Here is a 20,440-nt window from a genome sequence, read left to right as displayed (position 1 = left end):
GGGCGCCTGCGCCCTGAGACTCCATGGGGACAATGCAGCGGCTGCCGACATGCTCAGCGAAAGTCCGTATCGCCACCCGTCAGCCACCAGGGCTGGTTACGCAGGGCAGCAGGCACCGCTGGTGCAGTGCGTTGTGTCACGCAGTAGGGGCAGGCGGATTGTTCGGATGCCTGTGCGCCATCCGGCGGGGGCGCGAGCGCCTGCAGGTGGCGTACCAGAGGCTGGCTCAGCCAGCTGTTCAAGGCCCTGGCCCCACCGTGCGCGGCCAGCTCGCGGGCGGCAGCCAGCAGGGTGGGAGTGTCCTGCACGGCACCCAGCCAGTCCAGCAGCTCCCAGTCCGCCGCCGGGCCCTGCCCAGGTCGCAGTACCACAGCGCCCAGAATGCGGCGCGAAAAGCGGCCGCGCACCCACCAGCACCGGTACGGTCCATCAGGATGGTTGGCAAAGCGGTGGCGCCACCAGCGCGCGTCGCGCTGGGGTAGCACGAAGCCCTGCGCGGTCTGGCGCAAGGCATCCCACAAGGCATCAAGGCGGGCGTCGGTGTGCGCTGCACTCCAGTCCACGGGGGCGCAGACCCAGGGGCGTTTCCAGAATGGAGTGGGGCAGGAGGGCGTGTTCCAGCGCACCTCCAGCACCTCGCCCAGCGGGGTGTACAGGCCGAGCTTTTCACCCAGGCGTGTGTGGCGCGCGCTCGGAAAGCCAAACCCCAATGCAAACCCGCCGGGCGAGCCGATATGGTCGTGCAAAAATGCCTGGGTGGCTGTGGCAAACGGCCCCTGGCGCGACAGAATGCCGCGCGCCTGGACTTTCACCATCACATCGCCCAATTGCACGGCCTGCAGCGGTTGCCCCTCGCAGACCAGCGTTCGGGCTGTTCCGCCGTAATGGGCTAGCAGGGCGCCATCTTCGTCCCGCGTGCCGGTGGCGCACCCCCGTCCGCCGTCGTATTTCCAGCGCCAGAGCGCTTCGCTCATGGAATGGCCGAACACCTGCTCAAACAGGGCGCGGGTCTCGCCCATCTGCGATTCGCCCAGCTCGACGGCATGCCATGGCCGCACGCTCACGCACCGGCTCCGCTGTTCCATTGGTGGGGCAGGCTGACCAATCCCTGCTCCAGCCCGGTCTGCACCACGCGCAGCGTGATCGCGCGCTCCACGACTTCATAGACATGCAGGCCACGCTCGCACGCCAGGATGATGGATACCGTGTAGTCACCCTTCAGGAGCGGCAGGCGCGGCAGCGTGAGCACGCCCATGCCGGCGCCCGAGGCGTCGCGGGACAGTTCCACTCCATCGTTGGCGCTTCCAGCGCTGGCGACCACCGTGCCATTGGCGTGGGCGATGCCGATGGCCACCGAAGGGCAGGGCAATGCCGGGTCGCTGGCAAAGCGGATGCGCACCTCCAGCGTGGTCACCCCGGAGTGGATGGCCAACTCGCTGGCGGCAACGCCATCGGCCAATGCCTCGATGCCGGTGAGCACGGCGGTGCCGTCTGGCGCCTTGCGCACCAGGGCGCCATCGGCCTTCATGCGGGCTTCAAAGCGATCGGTGTCGCTGGATGGTGCGTCGCCATCCGTGGCGGGCGATGCCGGCTCGGCATCGTGTGCCCCCAGGGTGGACTGCTGGCTGGGAGGGGCTTCCATCACCAGCGAAGTCTCGTAGGCCGCTGTTACCCGTGGTGCATCGTCCCACATGCGCATGCGTCCCCCTTCCAGCCACAGGGCGCGGGAACACAGGGCCTGCACGTGGTACATCGCATGCGAGCAGAACAGGATGGTGGCGCCCTTGTCCTTGAGGTCCATGATGCGGTCGAACGACTTGCGTGCAAACGCGCCATCGCCGACCGACAGCGCCTCGTCGATCACCAGAATGTCGGGCTCCACGCTCGTCGCCACGGCAAACGCCAGACGCACGAACATGCCGCTGGAATACGTCTTGACCGGCTGGTGGATGAACTGGCCGATGTCGGCAAACGCCAGGATGCTGTCCAGCCGCTCGTCCACCTGAGCGCGCCCCATGCCCAGGATGGCGGCGTTCATGTACACGTTCTCGAGCCCGCTGAAATCGGGGCTGAAGCCCGCACCCAGCTCCAGCAGGGCCGCCACGCGCCCGCGCACTGCCAGCGTGCCATTGGTCGGTGCCAGCGTGCCGCACACCATCTGCAGCAAGGTGGACTTGCCGGCGCCATTGCGGCCCACCAGCCCGACCACCTCGCCGCGGCGGATGTCGAAGCTCACGTCCTGCAGCGCCCAGAAATCGCGGCTGTACTGCTTGTAGCGGCCCCAGAGCAATTGCTTGAGCCGGTCGCTCGGCTGCTCGAACAGCGAAAAGCGCTTGCCCACGCCACGGGCCTCGATGGCCAGCGCCGGGGTGGTGCCTGCGGGGGTATCAAACGACATCGGAGAACCCCGTGCGAACCTTGTGGAAGAAAGCGGCGCCCGCAGCGGCGATGGCCGTGCAGGCCGCCAGCAGCATTGCCAGGGCCTGCCAGTCGGGCCAGCGGCCGTGCAGCAGCACTTCGCGCGTACCCGTCATGATCCAGGCCAGCGGGTTCAGCAGCAGCCAGGGGCGCACTGCCTCGGGCAGGGCCTCCACCGGAAAGAAGATGGGGCTCAGGAACATCAGCGCGGCCACCACCATGCCCAGCAACTGCCCCACATCGCGCACGTAAGTGCCCACCCCGGCCAGAAACCAGCCCAGGCCCAGCACCAGCGGCAGCAAGGGCAGCCAGACCAGCGGCAGCGCCAGCATGGTGACGGACAGCCCATGGCCGCTGAGCAGCGCCAGGCCGACCAGCAGCAGTCCAGACACCCCCAGCCCCACGGATGCGCTGACCGCATTCACCCAGGGCATGATCTCCAGGGGAAACACCACCTTCTTGACCAGGTGGGGCTGCTCCAGCACCAGGTTGGGCGCGCGGTTCACGCATTCGGCAAAAAAGCCGAAAACCGCCAGCCCCGCGTAGATGCGCAGTGCGAAGGCCATGTTGCCCTCATCCACCCCATACCAGCGCACGCGCATCACGTGGCGGAACACCAGGGTGTACACCCCCAGCATCAGCAGCGGGGTGAGCACCACCCACACCATGCCCAGCCACGACTGGCGGTAGCGTGCATGCACTTCGCGGCGTGCCAGTTGCATCACCAGCGACATGTGGCGCCAGGGCCACAAATACGACAACAAGACTCTCAAGGGCGGTAACCGTAAAACAGGGAGGAAGGCCACCAGGGTTTCCTGCGGAAAGACCCGTGGCAAGAGGTGTCAGGCTTTGGGCGGATCGGCCCGGCCCTCGGCGATATCGCGCATCAGTTCGGGCTGCATCAGCTTGAGAATGTTGCCTTCACGCACCAGAACCTTGTGCAGGAACAGCACCTGAAACGCGCGGGTGACCGTCTCCCGGCTGGCATTGATCATGATGGCCAACTCCTGGTGGGTTGGGGCCTGGGCGACCTCGGCCACCCCGTCGACCGGGCGCTGCGGTAATTGTAAAAGCAATACGCAAAGCCGTTGAAACGGGTTGGGAAGGCTCAGCAGCGTGCGCTGCGCCATCACCGTACGCACCCGCTGCGCCAGCCGGGCCATCACCGCCTGCGCCAGCGCAGGGTGGCCCAGGATCAGCTCGCGCGCCGCTGCGCCATCGAGAAACGCCACCGTGGACTTCACAGCGGCGATGACGAATTCGGACGGAGGCTTGCCATCCACCAGCGCCAACTCGCCGAAATAGTCACCGGGATCGACGAAGTACATGCCCACGCTGCGGCCATCCACGGTGAAATCCACCCCCTGAAGCCGTCCTTCCACCAGAAAACCCAGTTCCTGTGTCGGGTTTTCCTTGCCCATCACCATGGCCCGGCGGGGAAACGAGCGCAATGCCATGCGCGCCGACAGTGGTTCCAGGGCTTCGCGCGCCAACGGCTGCAGCAAAGGAAACTGGCTCAACAACTGAACGGAAACGGGCATAGATAGGGAAAAACGCGGCTTGAGCCGATAATACGAAGCCGCTGAAACACGGTGCCAAACGGGCGCCAGAAGGTGTCGATCCGCTGCGGATCGCGCCATGCACCAGTAGGAGTGTGCCGGGCTGCGCCAAGCAGCACATGGCGGCATTACACCACTGGCAACGCTCCCAGCATATTGCCAGCGCTGCGGCAAGTGGTGTGTGACCGCGCTCACACACTGTGAAACGGACATGAGCGAAAATACAGCGTCAGAGCCATTTCCTGGCCTTGCGCCCCTCTTTGGCGCCGCCAGGCATTCTCTGCTGTCCGAAAGGCACACCATGAACCACCGATTGCTCCCCATTGCCGCCTGCCTTGCCTTTCCCTTGATGGGGATGGGTGGCGCTGCGCATGCCTCCACGCCCGGGCAACCCTTGGGCGCCGTCGTGGGCGAAGCCACGTTTGTCATTGGCGCGGCCTCCATCCTCCAGGAAGACGGCAGCAGCCGTGCCCTGGACCGCGGCGCCGCCGTGCGCGTGGGCGACCGCATCGAAACCAAGGCCGGTGGCCATGTGCACCTGCGCTTTGTGGACGGTGGACGCCTGAGCGTGCGGCCGGCCAGCCGCCTGCACATTGAAAGCTACAGCCATTCTGCCCAGCAGCCACAGTTGGGTGCCATCAAGTTCCGCCTCGATGAAGGCGTGGTGCGCTCCATCACGGGCAGCTGGGGCGAGGCCGCGCGCGAGCGCTTCCGTCTGAACACGCCCGTGGCCGCCATTGGCGTCAAGGGCACGGACTTCGTCGTGCGCTCCGACATGGAGCGCACGGCTGCCTCGGTCTACACCGGCGCCATCACGCTCACTCCGCTGGCCAACAACGGCTGCGGTGCCAGTGTCGGCCCCTGCATCAGCGGCCATGAAAAGCTGCTGTCCGACGACATGAAGGGCCAGATTCTTGAGTACAGCCGGCGCGACGCGACGCCCCTGCTGGTGGCCACCGACACCGTGACGCGCAATGCCCGCGCGGTGGAAATGACGGCGGCACGCACGGACAAGACCCAGTCCCAGGCACTGGACGACCTGCGCGCCGAGCCCACCCCCGTCAAATCGCTCACCAGCGAGCAGAAGGCGGTGGAAGTGGCTGTCTACACGCCCCCGGTAGCGCCTGTGGCGCCACCCCCTCCTCCCGCGCCCGAGCCTCCAGTAACGGTTGCACCCACACCCGTACCGCCCGCGCCGGCGCCTCCTCCTGTGGTGGTTCAGCCCCCTGCACCCGTGCAGCCGCCCCAGGTGACACAGCTGGCATGGGCGCGCCAGTCCTGGACCTCGCGTGTCGAGGGTGATGGTTTTGTGGTGGACTACGAAGCTGCATTGAAGTCGGGCTGGAATCGCGTGGTGGGCAACGTATCCAATGTTCTCTTCCAGGCGCCTGACGCCCAGGGCAAGCTGCCCCAGGAGGGCATTGTCAACTTCCGCCTGGCCAACGCCAGTGCCCAGTTCTACAAGGACGCCCAAACCGCCATTGAATCGGTGGCGGTGCAGAGCGGTGCCTTGCAGGTGGACTTCGGCCGCTCGCTGTTCCAGACCTCGTTGTTCATGGCCAGCAAGAGCGTGGGCTCGCAAAACATACAGGCCTCGGGGAATGTGGGCGCGACGGGGCAGTTCGTCCCCACTGCGTCCAACGCCAACATCACTGGCGCCCTCAATGCGAGCGGCACTGAAGCCGCCTATGGTTTTGAGAAAACCCTGCCCCAAGGTTCGCTCAGTGGCGTAACCCTCTGGGGGCGCTGATTGACGCCACGCCAGCCGCCAGCGGACAGACGTCCGGCAGGACGACATCGGGCGCTGCTGGCAGGTCTGGCAGCCGCTGCCATTGTCAGCCTGTTGCTCTCGCTGCTTTTTGGCCCTGCACTGCAGGCGGTTGAAGAGCGGGCGGGCGACTGGGTCTGGCGCCTGGGTTCTCAGAAGACCGAGGAGCGCCGCGTCCTCGTCGTTGACATCGACGAAAAATCGCTCGCCGAAATCGGCCCCTGGCCTTGGCCGCGCAGCACGCAGGCGCGCCTCATCGAGCAGATCGCCCAGCTGGGCGCGCGCGAGCAGATCCTGGATGTGGTCTTCACCGACCCGAGCGACGACGACGCCTCGCTGCTTGCCGCCGTGGCCGAGCACCGCCCGGTGCTGGCGCAGGTGTTTGCGCTGGGCGCATCCGGCCCCGGCACGGGCCTGCCGCAGCTCAGCGAGCAGGCTGCTCCGCGCGTGGGCCAGCCCTCGGGTGCGCTCGACTGGGCCAGCTGCCCCGCTCCCTTCTCTGAGGCATTGGGGCATCTGTCCAACTTCCCGGCGCTGGCGGCGCTGGGAGACATGCCGCAAGGGCGCACCGGCCACATCAGCCCCCGCATTGCGGACGATGGCGTAGTGCGTCACCAGCCGGCCATCATCTGCTGGCAAGGCAAGTCCTACCCCTCGCTGGCCATCGCCTCGCTGATGCGCGCCACCTCCGAAACCAGCCTGCTGCTGCAGCGCGGCGGCTGGTGGGACGCGCCGTGGACCCTGGGCAGCGCCGGCCAGGCGCTGCCTGCGCTGCCCCTCGATGAGCGGGGCAACATGCGTGTGGCCTGGCGCCTGCACCCCGACAGTTTCGTGAGCATTCCTGCCGCCGACGTGCTGGCCGGCCGGGTGCCTACCGACATCATGACCGGCGCGTGGGTGCTGGTGGGCGCCAGCGCCTTCGGCATGAACGACACCATTGCCACCCCCTACAGCGGTGCCAGTGCCGGGTTGCTCGCGCATGCCCAGATCCTGAGCGCCCTTGTGGACGGGCACACGCCCTACACCCCGCGTGCCGCGCTGCCCCTGCAGGCGGTGGCGGCAGCACTGGGCGCGCTGCTGTTGTGGCTGCTGGTGCGGCTGGCCGGGCAGGGCGGCAGCGCCGCCCGCGATGCCCAGGCACTCACGCCCTCGCCCATGCTGCGCATGCCGGTGTACCTGCTGCCCCTGGCAGCCCTGGCCTTTGCCCTGGCACTGGTCGTTGCGCATGCCCTGGCCCTGTGGCTGGCCGATGTATGGGTGGGCTGGCTGCTGCCCGCACTCTTCGTGCTGCTGGCGGGGGTGTTTGCCGGCACCATCGAGCACGCCCGCAGCCGCAGTGAGCGTGACCGCCTCTACCAGCACCTGGCCAGCTATCTGCCGGCACCTGTGGCCGCGGCGTTGGCGCTGCAGCCGCCATCAAGCGCCATCCGCGCCAGCACGCGGCAGGTCAGCGTGCTGCTGGCAGACATTCGCAATTTCTCCGCCTACTGCGAAGCCCGCCCGCCCGAGGAAGCTGCAGCCGTGCTGCACGCCTTCTTCTCTGCCGCCAGCCGCATCGTGCAGGCGCACGGGGGCGTCATCGAGTCCTTCCAGGGCGATGCCGTCCTTGCCGTGTGGAATGGGGCAGACGACGTCCCCCTGCCGTCGGCCACCGACGAGCAGCACGCCCAGATCCACTCACGGCAGGCAGTCGCCGCCGCGCTCGACCTGCTCACGGAATCCCTCAAGCTGCTGCCCGACCCCGCGCCTGCGGGCCTGGAACCTCTGAGCCTGGGGCTGGGTCTGGAGACAGGCCCTGCCATGGTGGGCTCCTTCGGTCTGGCAAGCCGCCGCACCCACACGGTCATGGGCCGCACCATCACCATTGCCAGCCGCCTGGTCGACCTGACGGTGGACCTGGCGCACCCTATCCTGGTCGGCGAAGGCATGGCCGCGCAGTTGGGTGGGCAGTTCTCTCTGGGCGCACGGGCCGGTGGCAGCGGCACCCAGGAAACACAGCACCTGCAGTCCATGGGCACCTTCCTGCTCGAAGGCCTGCGCGTGCCCCACCATATATATGCAGTGCCCCTGGACACCCTGGTGGCCGAGCACCCGCCTGCACCGGGGGATGACCAGGCGGACCAACCCACAGCCCATGGCACAGCGTAGGCGGCACTTCCATTTCTCTGCCGAATCCTGCGCAGCATCCACCCCCCCGGGTTCAATGCCCCGCACGGTGTGGATGCTTGCCATGGCCCTGTGCGCCGCCGCGGCGGCGCAGGCACAGCAGCCTCGGGCACCTCTTGCACAGGGGCAGGGCAGTGCCCTGCCTCCGCTGTCGGCACAGGCGCAGGAGATGGCGCCTGCGTTCAACGTCCCCCAGGTGCCTCCCCCGGGTGCAGAACCCAGCGCCGCGCAGGCCGCTGCGGCTGCCGTGTGCGTCCCCGTGCCCGACGGTACGCCTGCCGACCGCCTGACTCCTTATGTGATCACCTGCCAGCGGGTGCCCGAATGGCTGGCCCAACTGGGCGCCCTCCTCAACAAGGAGGGCCGCTACGACGAGGCCGCCGAGCACCTGGAGCGCTCACTCATGCTGGAGCCCGACCAGATCCAGGCCGGGCTCGACTACGCCGTGGCCCTGGCTGGCGTGGGCGACTTGCTCAGCGCCACCCAGTTGCTGGGCCAGTGGCTGGCCCGCCCCGATCTGCCCGACACCCTGCGCGCCAGCCTGGCCCAGGCCCAGCAGCGCTATGCCGCCGCAGGCCGGGCCAGCACCGGCTGGCAGTGGCGCCGCCACGCCGGCCTGCGGCTGGGGCGCGACAGCAACCTCGCCGGCGCCCCCGGCATCACCAGCCTCACGCTCACCCTGCCCACCGGCAACGTCACCCTGCCGGTGGAAGAAGCCAGCCTCCCGCGCCCCGGCATCTATACCCGCGCCGACGTGCGCATGGACCTGGCGCGCCAATGGGCCGACGGCCAGCGCGTGGAAGTGGCTGCTGCCGTGCTCTCCCGCTCCAGCCCCCGTGCCCCGCAGACCGAAACCACCCAGGCCGAACTGGCGGGCGAATACTCCCGCGTGGCCGGAGAAATCGGCTCTGCTGGCGACACCACCCTGCTGCAGAACTACACAGGTGCCGCCATTGCCAGCCTGCACACACGTGGTGGCACACGTTACACCAGCTTTCATCTGGGCTCGGGCCTGCAGTTGCAAGACAAATACATGCCCAGCAACGGCCCTGGCCTGGCTGGCAAAACTGAAATGTCGTCCATCTGCAACACCCGCGTGGGTGCAGAGGCGCAGTTGCGCAACCTGTACAGCAACCCCGTGCTGTCAGGGCGCTATGCCGGCGTGGCCCTGCAGTGGAGCTGCAATGCGCAGCCCCAGCAGGTGCTGGCAGACAGCCTGGGTCTGAGCGTCAGCCAATGGCAGATAGGCCTGCGCGCCGGGGTGGACATGCCCACCGACGCCACCCGCCCCGGCGGCCGCCAGCAGCAATACAGCCTGCGCGCTGCCGCCCACCTGGGGCCCCGCTGGTACGTCGATGCCGAGCTGGGCCACAACCGCGACACCACCGCCTACAGCCCCATCCTCGACAACGGGCGCGTGCGCAACACCACCCGCGTGTCCATGCGCGCCGAGTACCAGCACCCCCTGCGCCAGCTGGCGCCGGGTGCTGTGGCGGTATTCGGCTTCGAAGGCTTCCGGCAGACCGCCAACCTGCCCCTGTTCGCCATCCGCAGCAGCGGGCCGTATATCGCCATCCGCGGGCAGTGGTAGCTGGCAGGGGGCTTCTTGGGGTGCTGCCCCCTGCGTGCCCTGGGTCCCTGGGTAATGGCCGGCGCGTCTGGTTACCCGGGCGTTGCCGCCCATGCGTGCTCTGCCGAGCCGCCCCTGGTTGTTGGCCTGCTGCAACATAGAAGGCCGCGCAGCGGCGTCGCCCACAAGCGCACAGTACTTGTGATCCGCGTCACGCCCCTTCCGGTGGGTTGCTTGCTACACTTCATCCCAAGTTGGCTAGGCATTGCTCTTGATTCGCTGGCATTTTTTTAAAAGTGCGTGTGATAATGCCAGAGCAAACTTGTAAAGATGGGGCTGAACGGGCACGCACGGCAGACAAGCGTGGTGCACTAGACGGGCTGGCCTTGCTTTAGCAACTTGTTTTCATTTTTCAACTGTTAATAGGAAGTTTCAAATGCCTAAGCAAATTTTTGGTATCGACTCGACTGTGACTTCGCTGAACCGCGCGTTCAACGACCAGTCGCCTGCCAACTCCGTGTACAACAACCAAGTGACGCAAGCCACTGCAGTTGGCGCGAACCAGTTCGCTCTGACTTTCGGCGCTGGCTTCACCAGCATGACCGAAGACGCTCTGTCCACCAAGATCCTGGGCAACCTGGGCGTGCTGCCTAACGCCGGCCTGCAAGCCGCCGTCAAGGACTACCTGGTTTCCGTGGGCAAGGCCAACGTCGGTATCGTTGCCATGCAACTGGCTGACATCCTGTCCGGCCTGGAAACCGCCACGGGCGACCAAGCAGCTTTCAACGCCGCTGCCCTGGCATGGAACAACGAAGTGACCGCTTCGTACACCTACTCGGCCAACCCAGCCAACACCACCGCATCGCCTGTCGGCTCTACCGACACCGCTGTGACCGGCGTGACCCTGGCCCTGACTTCCGGCGACGACTTCATCTCGCCAGCCGCTTCGGAAGCCAAGTTCAAGACCACCGGCAACAACGACACCATCCTGGCAACCACCGCTGGTTTCCTGTCGGCTACCGACGTGGTTGACGGCGGCGCTGGCGTTGACACGCTGAAGGCCACCCTGGCTGCTGCCGCTACGGTTGCTCCTACGCTGCAAAACATCGAAAAGGTGTTCGTTACTGCAGGTGCTGCTTCCAAGTTCACCGCTACCGGCGCTACCGGCCTGACCGAACTGTGGGTTGACGTGGCTGCTGGCGCTGCCGAATTCTCCGGCGTGAACCTGGCTACCACCGTTGGTATCCAGAACTCCGGCGCGGGCGGTGCACTGACCGTTGGCTTCTCTGGTGCTACCGGCGCTGCCGACTCTGCCAATGTCGTGTTCGCTGACGCGACCGGCGCTGACGAAGTCATCGTGACTGCCATCGAAACCCTGAACGTGAAGAGCACTGCCGGTACCGTGGCCGCCACGACCGTCAACGCTGCCAAGATCACTGCTGATCTGGCCGAAAAGATCATCATCACCGGCGACCAAGGCCTGACCACCACCGTGACCGGCGCTAACGTGACCGTGATCGACGCATCGGCTCTGACCAAGGCTCTGGGCCTGACCTTCACCACCACCGGCACGACGGCTGTGGCCATCACCGGCGGCGTGGGCGCTGACACGTTCAACATCACCGGCACGGCTGACGCAAAGATCACCCTGGTCGCTGGCGACGGTGCCGACACGGTCAACATCAACGCCCTGGGCGTGAACAAGGTCACCCTGGGTGGCGGTGCTGACACGCTGAACATCACGGGCCTGACCGGCGCTGGCGCCAAGGACTTGGACATCAGCACGGCTGCCAAGCTGGGCGCTTCGGCTTTCGAAGTGACCGACTTCGTGAGCGGTACCGACGTGATCAACCTGACGTCTGCTGCTGCAACGACCAAGGCTGCTCCTACGGGCACGCAACTGGCCAACATCGCCGCTTCGTCGTCGCTGCTGACCGCCGCCCAACTGGCTGCCACGACTGCTGGTGTCAACAAGGCCATCGCGTTCCAGTACGGTGCTGACACCTACATCCTGACGAACGACGGCACTGCTGCTCTGACCGCTGATGACAGCCTGATCAAGCTGACCGGCGTGGCTTCCCTGTCGGGCGCTTCGTGGACCTCGGCCTAATAGGTCAAGAAGGTAGCCTGCAAGGCTTGGCGTTTCGCTGAGCCTCTGCAAGCCACTTTCTGCAAAGCCCCCCAGGCGAAAGCCTGGGGGGCTTTTTTCATGGGTGGCTCTGAAGCCGCAGCCCGGCGTTTGCTGTTGAGGCTGGTACGCTGTGCACCCTCGCCGTTTGATTCCAGCCCATGACGTCCACCGCCGCCCATCCGATCCACGCCTGCCTTGCACAGCTTTTTCAGGAGCGCGCGTTTGCACAGTGCCTGGGCCAGGCGCAGGCGCATGTGGCGCAGCACGCACAGGACGCCATGGCCTGGGGCTGGGTGGTGCGCTCTGCCTTCGCGCTGGGCAATGGCCCCCAGGCCCTGCAGGCAGCCCAGCGGGTGTGCGAGTTGGCGCCCGGCGATGCACAGGCCTGGACAACATTGGGTGATGTGCGCCGCCATGCGGGGCAGCTGGACGAGGCCTTGGTGGCCTTTCAGTACGCGCTGCAACTGGTGTCTGCCGTAGCGTCGCCCACGGGCCAGTCGCAGGCGGTGCTTGCCGTGCTTTCCAACAAGGTGGGCGACGTGCTCTACACGCAGGGGCGATTCGAGCCGGCACACAAAGCCTTTGGGCAGGCGGTCCACCTCGCTCCGCGCTTTGGCCAGGCGTGGTTCCATCTGGGCATTGCCTGCATGGCGTTGGGCCAGTATGCCGAGGCACAGCCACCGCTGGCGCAGGCCTTGGCCCATGGCCACCCGCCCGCACAGGTACAGTCGGCATTGGGTGCCGTCTTCATGGAGCTTGGGGCCCACCGCCAGGCCCACACTGCGTTGTCGCAGGCCCTCGCGCTGCAGCCCGAGGACACCATGGTGCTCAACAACCTCAGCATCGCCAGCCAGAACCTGGGCTTGCTGGCCGAGGCCGAGGCACTGATACGCCGCAAGCTGGCGCTCCTGGAGCACGACGTCAGCGGCTGGATCAATCTGGGCAACGTGCTGCGCGCACAGGGCCGCCCCGGCGAGGCGGCCGCAGCTTTTGATCGCGCAATGTCGCTCGAGCCCGGCAACGTGACCGCACTGATCGCCATGGGCCTGCAGGCACATGAATCGCAAGCCCTGGCGAAGGCGCGCAGCTACCTCAGCGACGCGGTGGCGAGCCCCTCTGCAAGCCCCGCGCAAAAGCTTGACGCCATGGTGGAGCTGGCCTCCCTGCATGCCACGCTGGGTGAACATGAAGGGGCCGAAACGCTGTTCATGCAGGTGCTGGCCGCCAGGCCTCGGGAGCGCAAGTACTGGAGCAAATGGCTTTTTGCCCTGAACAACCACCCGCACAAAAGCCCGCGGCAGATCATGGCGCAGTACCAGGCCTTTGAATCCCATTGCTTTGCCCCGGTGCCACAGCCCGTGGCCACCGCATTGCCCGCGCAGGGGATGGCGATGGCGACGAGCCGGCGCCTGCATATCGGTTATGTGTCCGCCGATTTCACGCAGCACGCGGTACGCCACTTTCTGCTGCCCTTGCTGGCCCACCATGACCGCAGCCGCTTCGAGGTATCGGCCTTTGCCAACATGTCGGGCCCGGCCGAGGTGCTGCCTGCCTACCAGGGTATGGCAGAGCACTGGCATTTCATCAAGGGCATGACGGACCAGGAGGTGGCCGAGCTGGTGCGCGCCAGCGGGGTGGATGTGCTGGTGGACCTTTCGGGCCAGACCGGAGGCAACAGGCTCGATGTGTTTGCGCTCAAACCGGCGCCGGTAGCAGTGTCGTGGATGGGTTTTGGCTCCACCACGGGCCTTGGCGCCATCGACTACTTCCTGACCGACAGGCATGCCGTGCCGGCTCAGGATAGTGCCTATTTTGCCGAGACACCCTGGCGGCTGGACCGTCCTTACCTGGCCTACCGGCCGGCGCCGGGCATGGGCGACCCCGGGCCTTTGCCCGCGTTGGCCAATGGCCATGTGACGTTTGCCTCGCTCAGCCGGTCCATTCGCTTCAATGACGGATTGTTCGACGCCTGGGCACAGCTGTTGGCCCGGGTGCCGGGCTCGGTGCTGCTGCTGGACAGCAAGAACATGGTCGATGCCGACCTGGTGCACCAGACCCAGGCGCGGTTTGCGGCGCGGGGCATTGCTGCCGAGCGCATTCGGTGCGGTTTTCACAGCCCGCCCTGGGACGTGCTGCGCGGGGTGGACATTTCGCTGGACTGCTTTCCGCACAACAGCGGCACCACGCTGTTCGAGTCACTGTACATGGCCGTGCCTTATGTGACGCTGAGCGGGCGGCCTGGCGTGGGGCGCCTGGGCGCTGCCATTTTGCACGGCGTGGGGCGGCCCGAGTGGGTGGCCCACACCGTGCAGGAGTATGTGGACAAGGCGGTGGCGCTGGCCAGCGACCTGCCCAGACTGGCCCAGGTGCGCGCTACCCTGCGCGAAGCCATGGTGGCCAGCCCCCTGATGAACGAGGCCGGCTTTGCCCGCTCGGTGGAGGAGGCGTACACCCGTATGCTCGAAAGCCGTGGTCAAGGCGTGCGGGCCGAAAGTGGCTTGTTGGCCTGACGCCGCGATGCGTTGAACGGTGCTTGCGCACGCACCGCGGCCACAGGCTTGCACAGGGCGCCGATGGCGCGTGTAAAAATGCAGGCCTTCAACAAGGAGTGGCACCGCATGTCAGATTGGACCGCCGGCTACGTGGCCGACATTGGCTATACCTATGGCTACTACCCCGAGCTCAACCCGCTGCGGGTCAAACTGGCATTTCTGAACCAGGGCCTGGTGTTTCCCGAAGTGGGCACAGCCTGCGAACTCGGCTTTGGTCAGGGCCTTAGCGTGGGCATGCACGCGGCGGCCAGTGTGGTCGAGTGGCATGGCACGGACTTCAACCCCGCGCAAGCCGGTTATGCCCAGCAACTGGCCGCAGTGTCCGGCTCGGGGGCCCGCCTGTACGACCAGGCCTTTGACGAATTTGCCCGCCGCACCGACCTGCCGCAGTTCGATTACATCGGCCTGCACGGCATCTGGAGTTGGATCAGCGACGAGAACCGGGCCGTGATTGTGGAGTTCATCCGCACGCGGCTCAAGGTGGGCGGTGTGCTGTACATCAGCTACAACACCTTGCCTGGCTGGGCGGCCTTTGCTCCCATGCGCCACCTGCTGTCGCAGCATGCCGCCGTGATGGGGGCCGAGGGCCATGGCACCTTGAACCGCATCGATGGTGCGGTGGATTTTGCCGAGAAGTTGCTGGCCACCAACCCGCTCTACAGCCGGGTGAATACGAGCATCGCAGACCGCATGGCCCGCCTCAAGACCATGCCCAAGCAGTACCTTGCGCATGAGTATTTCAACCGCGACTGGGTGCCCATGCACTTTGCCACCATGGCCGAGTGGCTGGAACCCGCCAAGCTGCAATTTGCCTGCACGGCCCACCCGTCGGAGCAGGTCGACGCGCTCAACCTCAATGCCGAGCAGCAGCAGTTTTTGAAGGGTATTCCCGATGCCAACCTGCGCGAGAGCACGCGGGATTTCATCGTCAACCAGCAGTTTCGACGTGACTACTGGGTCAAGGGCGCGCGCAAGCTCAATGCCATTGACCAGGCCGAAGCGCTGCGCCTGATCAAGGTGGTGCTGGTGGCCTACCGCCCGGATGTGTCTCTCAAGATGACCGGCGGGGTGGGCGAGGTCACGCTGACTGAAGTGATCTATGCCCCCCTGCTCGACCTGCTGGCCGATCACAAGCCGCGCACGCTGGGGCAAATTGAGCAGGCGCTGCAGGGCAAGGGCATCAGTTTCGCGCAGATTCAGCAGGGCGTGACGGTGCTGGCCGGCGCCGGGCACCTGGCCCCCGCGCAGGACGACGCGGTGGCGCCCAAGCTGCGCAAGGCCACCGACAAGCTCAACACCTGGCTGGCCAACCAGTCCCGGGGCAGCAACGATGTGGGTTTTCTGGCCAGCCCGGTGACGGGCGGAGGCATTGCGGTCAGCCGCACGCACCAGTTCTTTTTGCTCGCGCTGGCCCAGGGCAAGAAGCAACCGGCCGAGTGGGCTCAACTGGCGTGGCAGATTCTGAGCCTGCAAGGGCAGAAATTGGTCAAGTCCGGCCAGGCGCTGGAAACCCCGGAGGAGAACCTGGCCGAGCTGATTGAGCTGGCCAACGCGTTCGCACAGAAACAGGTGCCCATGCTGAAAGCTCTGCAGGTGATCTGACCGAGACGCGGTGGCAGGGGGGAGCCGGCCCAGCGGCGATCACCCAGGCCACCGCACCATCGCCTCATCGGCGCAGCACCGAGCGCGCGCAGCCGGGCGTCGGCCCGGCTGCGCGCCTGCCAGGCATGGCGGGCAGCAAAATCGTGCCTTGGGCCCGGTGCCGCATATATGCCCCTCCTTTCAACGCAACGCGCCCTCGCGGACATTGCCTTACGGGCGGTGTGCCCGGATTGCGGGCAATGCCCTGGAAAGGAAATGTGCAGCATGGGACGTCATCTCGTATCGGGTGTGGATGCGCAAAACCAGGCGGTAACGGTCATGGCCGAAACGGCATTGGCCGCTGGCGACTATGCCAAGCTGGGATCGGGTGGCTTTGTGCGGCGCGCCGCGGACGGTGTGCCGCTGGCCTTGCAAAACTCTGCCAGCGGGGTGACTGCGCTGGTGCCACCAGCGGCCGTGGAGGCCAGTGGCACCGCATGGGGGCGCAGCGGTTTCAACGCGCAGATATTCCGCTCGATAGTCGCCCTGGACAATGGCAATTTTGCGGTGGTGTATAGCGGAAACGGCTCCCAGTCGGACACGGGGGTGAACCTGCGTATCTACGGCCCCCTCCGAGTGCCTTTGTCATCTCGGGTGGTGGTGACGGCGGCGACGGGGGTTGTGGGAACTCGCCTGGCGCGGGCAGGCGCCGACAATATGGCCGTGGTGTGGGTCGAGGGTTCAACGCTCAAGCTGGCAATCCATTCGGCGACCTCCGGGGCAGTCGTGGCAACCGAGGCGACTGTCGCCCCTCTGGCGAGCAGCGACATATCCACTTGGAACGTTGCCACCTTGACCGGGGGTGACGTGGTGGTGGCCTATGGCAAGAGCGGATCCAATGATTTCGCATTCAAATGCTTCAACGCGGCAGGTGTGCTCCAGGGCGCTGAGGTCGTGGTGGAAGCGGGGTCATCACCCATGTACATCGGTGCGCTGGCGCTGGCATCGGGCGGCTTTGTGTTGCACTACTACCGGTACACAGCCGCGACTGCCTACAAGTTTGCACGCTTTGCGGCCAATGGCACGCAGCAAGGGATATTGATCACACTGGCCACAGGTACCGCCAATCGTTCCGTGAGTCCCGCCGAGCGTAATGCCATGGAATTGAGCAACGGCCATCTGGTCTTTGTTGATCCCGCCAGCAATACTAGTGCTGCCGTACGTTTGTACGACGCTGCAGGCAACTTTATCTCTGCGGTGTTGGCTGCCACAGGCGCTGCCGGGATGCCAAATACCGTGTGTATCTGCCCGCGCCAGTTTGGCGGCTTCTGGCTGATGGTGGGTGGGCAGCTATACGAATACGACAACGTGGGAAAAGTCCTGCGGCAGTCGGCGGTGGTCAGCAATGCACCTGCCATGCTGTTTGACAGGGCGGGTACCGGCCCGCTGATGGCGGTCTATATGGCCGGGACCTTCACGACGCATTTGCTGGGATGGAACACCGAGCTGACAGCGGCAGATGGCATTGCGGTCGATTCGCTCAGCTATGCCTTGTCGTACGCATGGTTCGAGGTTTTGTCCAACGGGCTGGTTGCCGGGGTCAACGTGGGCGTGCCATCGTTTGGCGTAGCGCGGATTTTCGTGGTGACGCCCCAGGCATCTTCAATCCTCGGTATCGCGCAAGAGCCTGCGGTGCCGGGTGCCCTGGTGCGTGTAGCGACGGCCGGAAAGTTCGTATCGACACAGTCGTTCAGCGGCCCGGTCTTCGACCGGCGAGCTGCCACTCCACCGGGAACGCGTGGTGTAGCGGTTGGCAATTCGGCCATCCTGGGAGGGTTGGCGGGTTAGGTCAGGGTGGGTGGCAGGATGGAGCATCCACAACAGCCCAACACCAAGGGGTAAGGCCACTACGCGGGGGAATGTCCATGCCCCATATTGGCGAGCAATGTTTTCTTGAAGCCACTGGCACAAAGGCTCTATGCTCTGCACGTTTCACTATTTTTGGAGCTGTTTGTGGCCGTTGTCCTCTCTGCCGAACTCGAAGTCAGCATTCTGAACCGTGCGTTCAACGACCAGTCCCCTTCGAGCACGACTTTTTACCAGCAGAAGATGGCTGCTGGTGCCACGCCGCAAAGCTGGGAGGCCTATGCCTTCCAGTTCGGCGCCAACTACCAGCACCTGACGACGGGGGCCCTGGCGCTGAAGATCGTGACCAACATGGGTATGTCGTACGACATTGGCCTGCAAGGCGCGTTGGTCTCTTACCTCGACGCCATAGGCAAGGAGAATGTGGGCATCGTGGCCGTACAACTGGGCCATGCCCTGCTCGGCCTGGAAAATGCCACCGGCGACATGGCCGTCTACAACGCCCCCGCTGCGGCATGGGCCAAGGAGATCGCAGAGGCCTACATGTACTCGACCAACTCGGCCAACGGCGTCCCTTCGCCCAAGGGTGCGCCTGCAGGCGCCGCAGCCTGGAGTTCGGCGGCGGAGCACCAACCGGTCGAGGCTGCCATGGTGCAGTTGGTGGGCATGGGCGTCGACGCCGGGGCTTTGCTGGTCTGAGGGCGGCACATCGCTGCCAGGCCGATGGCCTAAGGCCGTGGGCAGCCGGCCCACGTCAAGCAGTGGTCGTCGCTTGCAAGCCCAGTAGCTCCCGCGCCTCCTGCGGCGACGCCACGCTGCGCCCCGCATCGCGCGCAACTTGGGCCAGCTGTGCAATCAGCGGTCCGTTCGACGTGGCCTTGCCGCCATCGGGCAAATAGAAGGTATCTTCCAGCCCCGTGCGCAGGTGGCCGCCCAGCTCGGCCACGCGCTGGTGCACGGGCCAGATTTCCTGGCGGCCGATCACGGTGGCCTGCCACGGTGCATTCTTGATCTTGAGCTTGAGCAGTATGGGCAGCAGGTCCGGGTCTGCCGGCATGCCCGATTCGACCCCCATCACGAAGTTGTATTCGGGCAGGCGCTCGGTGTACATGCCGGTCTGCACATACATCTCCACGCAGCGCACGATACCCACGTCGAAGCACTCGAACTCGGGCAGGGTGCCTGTCTCCAGCATCACATCGATGAAGTCCTTCACCTTGGCGGGCTGGTTGTCGAAGAGCATGGGTGGCCAGGCCCAGGTGCCGTTGCTGCGCACTTTCAGGTAGTTGAGCGAGCCGGCGTTGCAGGCGGCCATCTCGGGTCGGGTGGCGCGCAGGCAGTCCAGCGGGCCCTGGTAGTGCGGGCCCACCACGCCGGTGGTCTGGTTGATGATGAGGCCGGGGCATTCCTCGCGCATGGCCTGCACGCAATCGCGCGCTACCTGTGGGTCCCACGAGGGCAGGTGGCCCTTGCCGGCCTCTTGCTGGCGAAAGTGCACGTGCACCACGGCGGCGCCGGCATCCACGGCGCGGCGGGCTTCGCGCGCCAGTTGCTCGGGTGTCACGGGCACATGGTGCTGCGTGGGGTCGGTCAGCACGCCGGTGATGGCGCAGGTGATGATGGCTTTGTCTGTGGTTGTCGTCATGGCGATGTCTCTTTCAGATACCCAGTTGCCGGGCCGCCAGGTCCTTCATGATTTCTTCGGCGCCGCCGCCGATCATCATGACCTTGACCTCGCGGTAGATGCGTTCGCTGACGGTGCCGCGCATGTAGCCCATGCCGCCCAAAATCTGCACGGCCTGGTCTGCGCAGAACTGCATGGTCTGTGTGGCGTGGTTCTTGAGCAGGCAGACCTGGGCCACCCACTCGGCGCCGGTGTGGCCCGCATCGGCCTGCGTGGCCACCGATTCGAGCCAGGCGGCTGTGGAGTGGATGCGCATCTGCATGTCCACCAGCTTGTGGCGTATCACCTGGTGCGCCACCAGCGGCGCGCCAAAGGTTTTGCGCTGGCGCGCCCAGGCCAAAGCCTCGTCGTAGCAGGCCTCGGCAAAGCCCAGGGCCGATGCGGCGAGGCCAAAGCGCTCGGCATTGAAGTTGCCCATGATCATGCGAAACCCGTCGCCTTCGGCACCCAGCAGGTAGCGCGCGGGCACGCGTACGTTGTCAAAGCGCAGGTGCGCCGTGTCCGAGCACAGCCAGCCCATCTTGGCCAGCGCGCTGCGCGACAGGCCTGCACTGCTGCCCGGCACCAGCAGCATCGACAGGCCGCCACTGCCCCGGCTGCCGGCCTCGCCGGTGCGCACGGCCACGGTGATCCAGTCGGCACGCATGCCCGAGGTGATGAACACCTTTTCGCCATTCACCACATACTCATTGCCCTCGTGCCGCGCGGTGGTGGCCAGTTGCGCCACGTCCGAGCCGCCACCGGGCTCGGTGATGGCCAAGGCCGCAATGCGCTCGCCGGCCAGCACGGGCGGTATCACCTCATCGCGCACGGCATCGGTGCCATGCGCCAGCACCGGCGGCAGGCCGATGTTGTGCGACAGCAGGCTGGCCAGCACACCGCCGCTGGTGCCGTAGCGGCACAGGGCCTGCCACAGCGGCAGGCGCAGCGCATAGCTGGCGGGCGTGCCGCCGTACTGCTCGGGGTAGCCCAGGCCCAGCAGGCCCAGGTCGCCCGCGCGGCGGTACAGCATGCGGGGGAATTCACCCGCCGCGTCCCAGGCGTCCACATGCGGGGCGATCTCGGTGCGGGCAAAGCGCGTGACTGTGTCGGTCAGCGCGGCGCGGTCTGCGCGCAACTCATCAGCCGTCGGGACACGCATGGTC

14 protein-coding genes are annotated in these 20,440 nt (G+C 66.0%); 8 read left to right on the top strand and 6 right to left on the bottom strand.

The annotated features are described in order from the left end of the window. Window positions 1-53: 53 nt before the first annotated feature. The 4 genes from ASE28_RS09330 to ASE28_RS32465 form a co-directional block, all read right to left on the bottom strand. Window positions 54-1,064 carry a GNAT family N-acetyltransferase gene (locus tag ASE28_RS09330; protein ID WP_057200042.1) on the bottom strand — a complete coding sequence of 337 codons (1,011 nt, stop codon included), beginning with the start codon at window positions 1,062-1,064 and terminating at the stop codon, window positions 54-56. Next, window positions 1,061-2,398 carry an ABC transporter ATP-binding protein gene (locus tag ASE28_RS09325; protein ID WP_057266366.1) on the bottom strand — a complete coding sequence of 446 codons (1,338 nt, stop codon included), beginning with the start codon at window positions 2,396-2,398 and terminating at the stop codon, window positions 1,061-1,063. Before ASE28_RS09325 ends, ASE28_RS09330 begins: the two co-directional genes overlap by 4 nt. Continuing rightward, the gene (locus ASE28_RS09320) at window positions 2,388-3,179 is read right to left on the bottom strand and encodes an ABC transporter permease (protein ID WP_157421922.1); all 792 of its coding nucleotides are present in this window, start codon (window positions 3,177-3,179) and stop codon (window positions 2,388-2,390) included. Before ASE28_RS09320 ends, ASE28_RS09325 begins: the two co-directional genes overlap by 11 nt. Window positions 3,180-3,260: 81 nt before the next feature. After that, entirely contained in the window at window positions 3,261-3,959 is a 699-nt protein-coding gene (locus tag ASE28_RS32465) for a Crp/Fnr family transcriptional regulator (protein ID WP_162261372.1), read from the bottom strand. 319 nt (window positions 3,960-4,278) lie between these two features. On the opposite strand from ASE28_RS32465, the gene ASE28_RS32675 reads away from it, so the two are divergent. From ASE28_RS32675 to ASE28_RS09275, 8 genes are all read left to right on the top strand, one after another. Then, entirely contained in the window at window positions 4,279-5,727 is a 1,449-nt protein-coding gene (locus ASE28_RS32675) for a FecR domain-containing protein (RefSeq protein WP_162261373.1), read from the top strand. Window positions 5,728-5,820: 93 nt separating this feature from the next. Further along, window positions 5,821-7,893 carry a CHASE2 domain-containing protein gene (locus ASE28_RS09305; protein WP_057266363.1) on the top strand — a complete coding sequence of 691 codons (2,073 nt, stop codon included), beginning with the start codon at window positions 5,821-5,823 and terminating at the stop codon, window positions 7,891-7,893. A gap of 55 nt (window positions 7,894-7,948) precedes the next feature. Then, window positions 7,949-9,502, top strand: coding sequence for a c-type cytochrome biogenesis protein (locus tag ASE28_RS09300; protein WP_057266362.1), 1,554 nt, complete (start codon window positions 7,949-7,951; stop codon window positions 9,500-9,502). A 415-nt stretch (window positions 9,503-9,917) separates the two neighbouring features. Further along, window positions 9,918-11,591: a bluetail domain-containing putative surface protein gene (locus ASE28_RS09295; protein ID WP_082608001.1), complete on the top strand. Its 1,674-nt coding sequence runs from the start codon at window positions 9,918-9,920 to the stop codon at window positions 11,589-11,591. A 179-nt stretch (window positions 11,592-11,770) separates the two neighbouring features. Next, entirely contained in the window at window positions 11,771-14,122 is a 2,352-nt protein-coding gene (locus ASE28_RS09290) for a tetratricopeptide repeat protein (protein WP_057266360.1), read from the top strand. Window positions 14,123-14,230: 108 nt separating this feature from the next. Beyond that, complete coding sequence (locus ASE28_RS09285; RefSeq protein ID WP_057266574.1) at window positions 14,231-15,766, top strand: class I SAM-dependent methyltransferase; 1,536 nt, start codon at window positions 14,231-14,233, stop codon at window positions 15,764-15,766. Between the two features lie 264 nt (window positions 15,767-16,030). Next, window positions 16,031-17,593, top strand: a complete 1,563-nt coding sequence (locus ASE28_RS09280) for a hypothetical protein (protein WP_157421921.1) — start codon at window positions 16,031-16,033, stop codon at window positions 17,591-17,593. Between the two features lie 165 nt (window positions 17,594-17,758). Continuing rightward, window positions 17,759-18,310 (top strand): hypothetical protein, encoded by a 552-nt coding sequence (locus tag ASE28_RS09275; RefSeq protein WP_157421920.1) that lies wholly within the window; start codon window positions 17,759-17,761, stop codon window positions 18,308-18,310. Window positions 18,311-18,365: 55 nt separating this feature from the next. Here ASE28_RS09275 and ASE28_RS09270 read toward each other — a convergent pair whose 3' ends face one another. Then, window positions 18,366-19,256, bottom strand: coding sequence for a 3-keto-5-aminohexanoate cleavage protein (locus tag ASE28_RS09270; protein ID WP_057266357.1), 891 nt, complete (start codon window positions 19,254-19,256; stop codon window positions 18,366-18,368). Between the two features lie 13 nt (window positions 19,257-19,269). Further along, window positions 19,270-20,436 carry an acyl-CoA dehydrogenase family protein gene (locus tag ASE28_RS09265; protein WP_057266356.1) on the bottom strand — a complete coding sequence of 389 codons (1,167 nt, stop codon included), beginning with the start codon at window positions 20,434-20,436 and terminating at the stop codon, window positions 19,270-19,272. Window positions 20,437-20,440: the final 4 nt, after the last annotated feature.

The sequence above is a fragment of the Acidovorax sp. Root219 genome, from assembly GCF_001428665.1.
In the GTDB taxonomy this organism is placed as follows: domain Bacteria; phylum Pseudomonadota; class Gammaproteobacteria; order Burkholderiales; family Burkholderiaceae_C; genus Acidovorax.
This window is presented reverse-complemented; position numbering and strand designations above follow the sequence as displayed.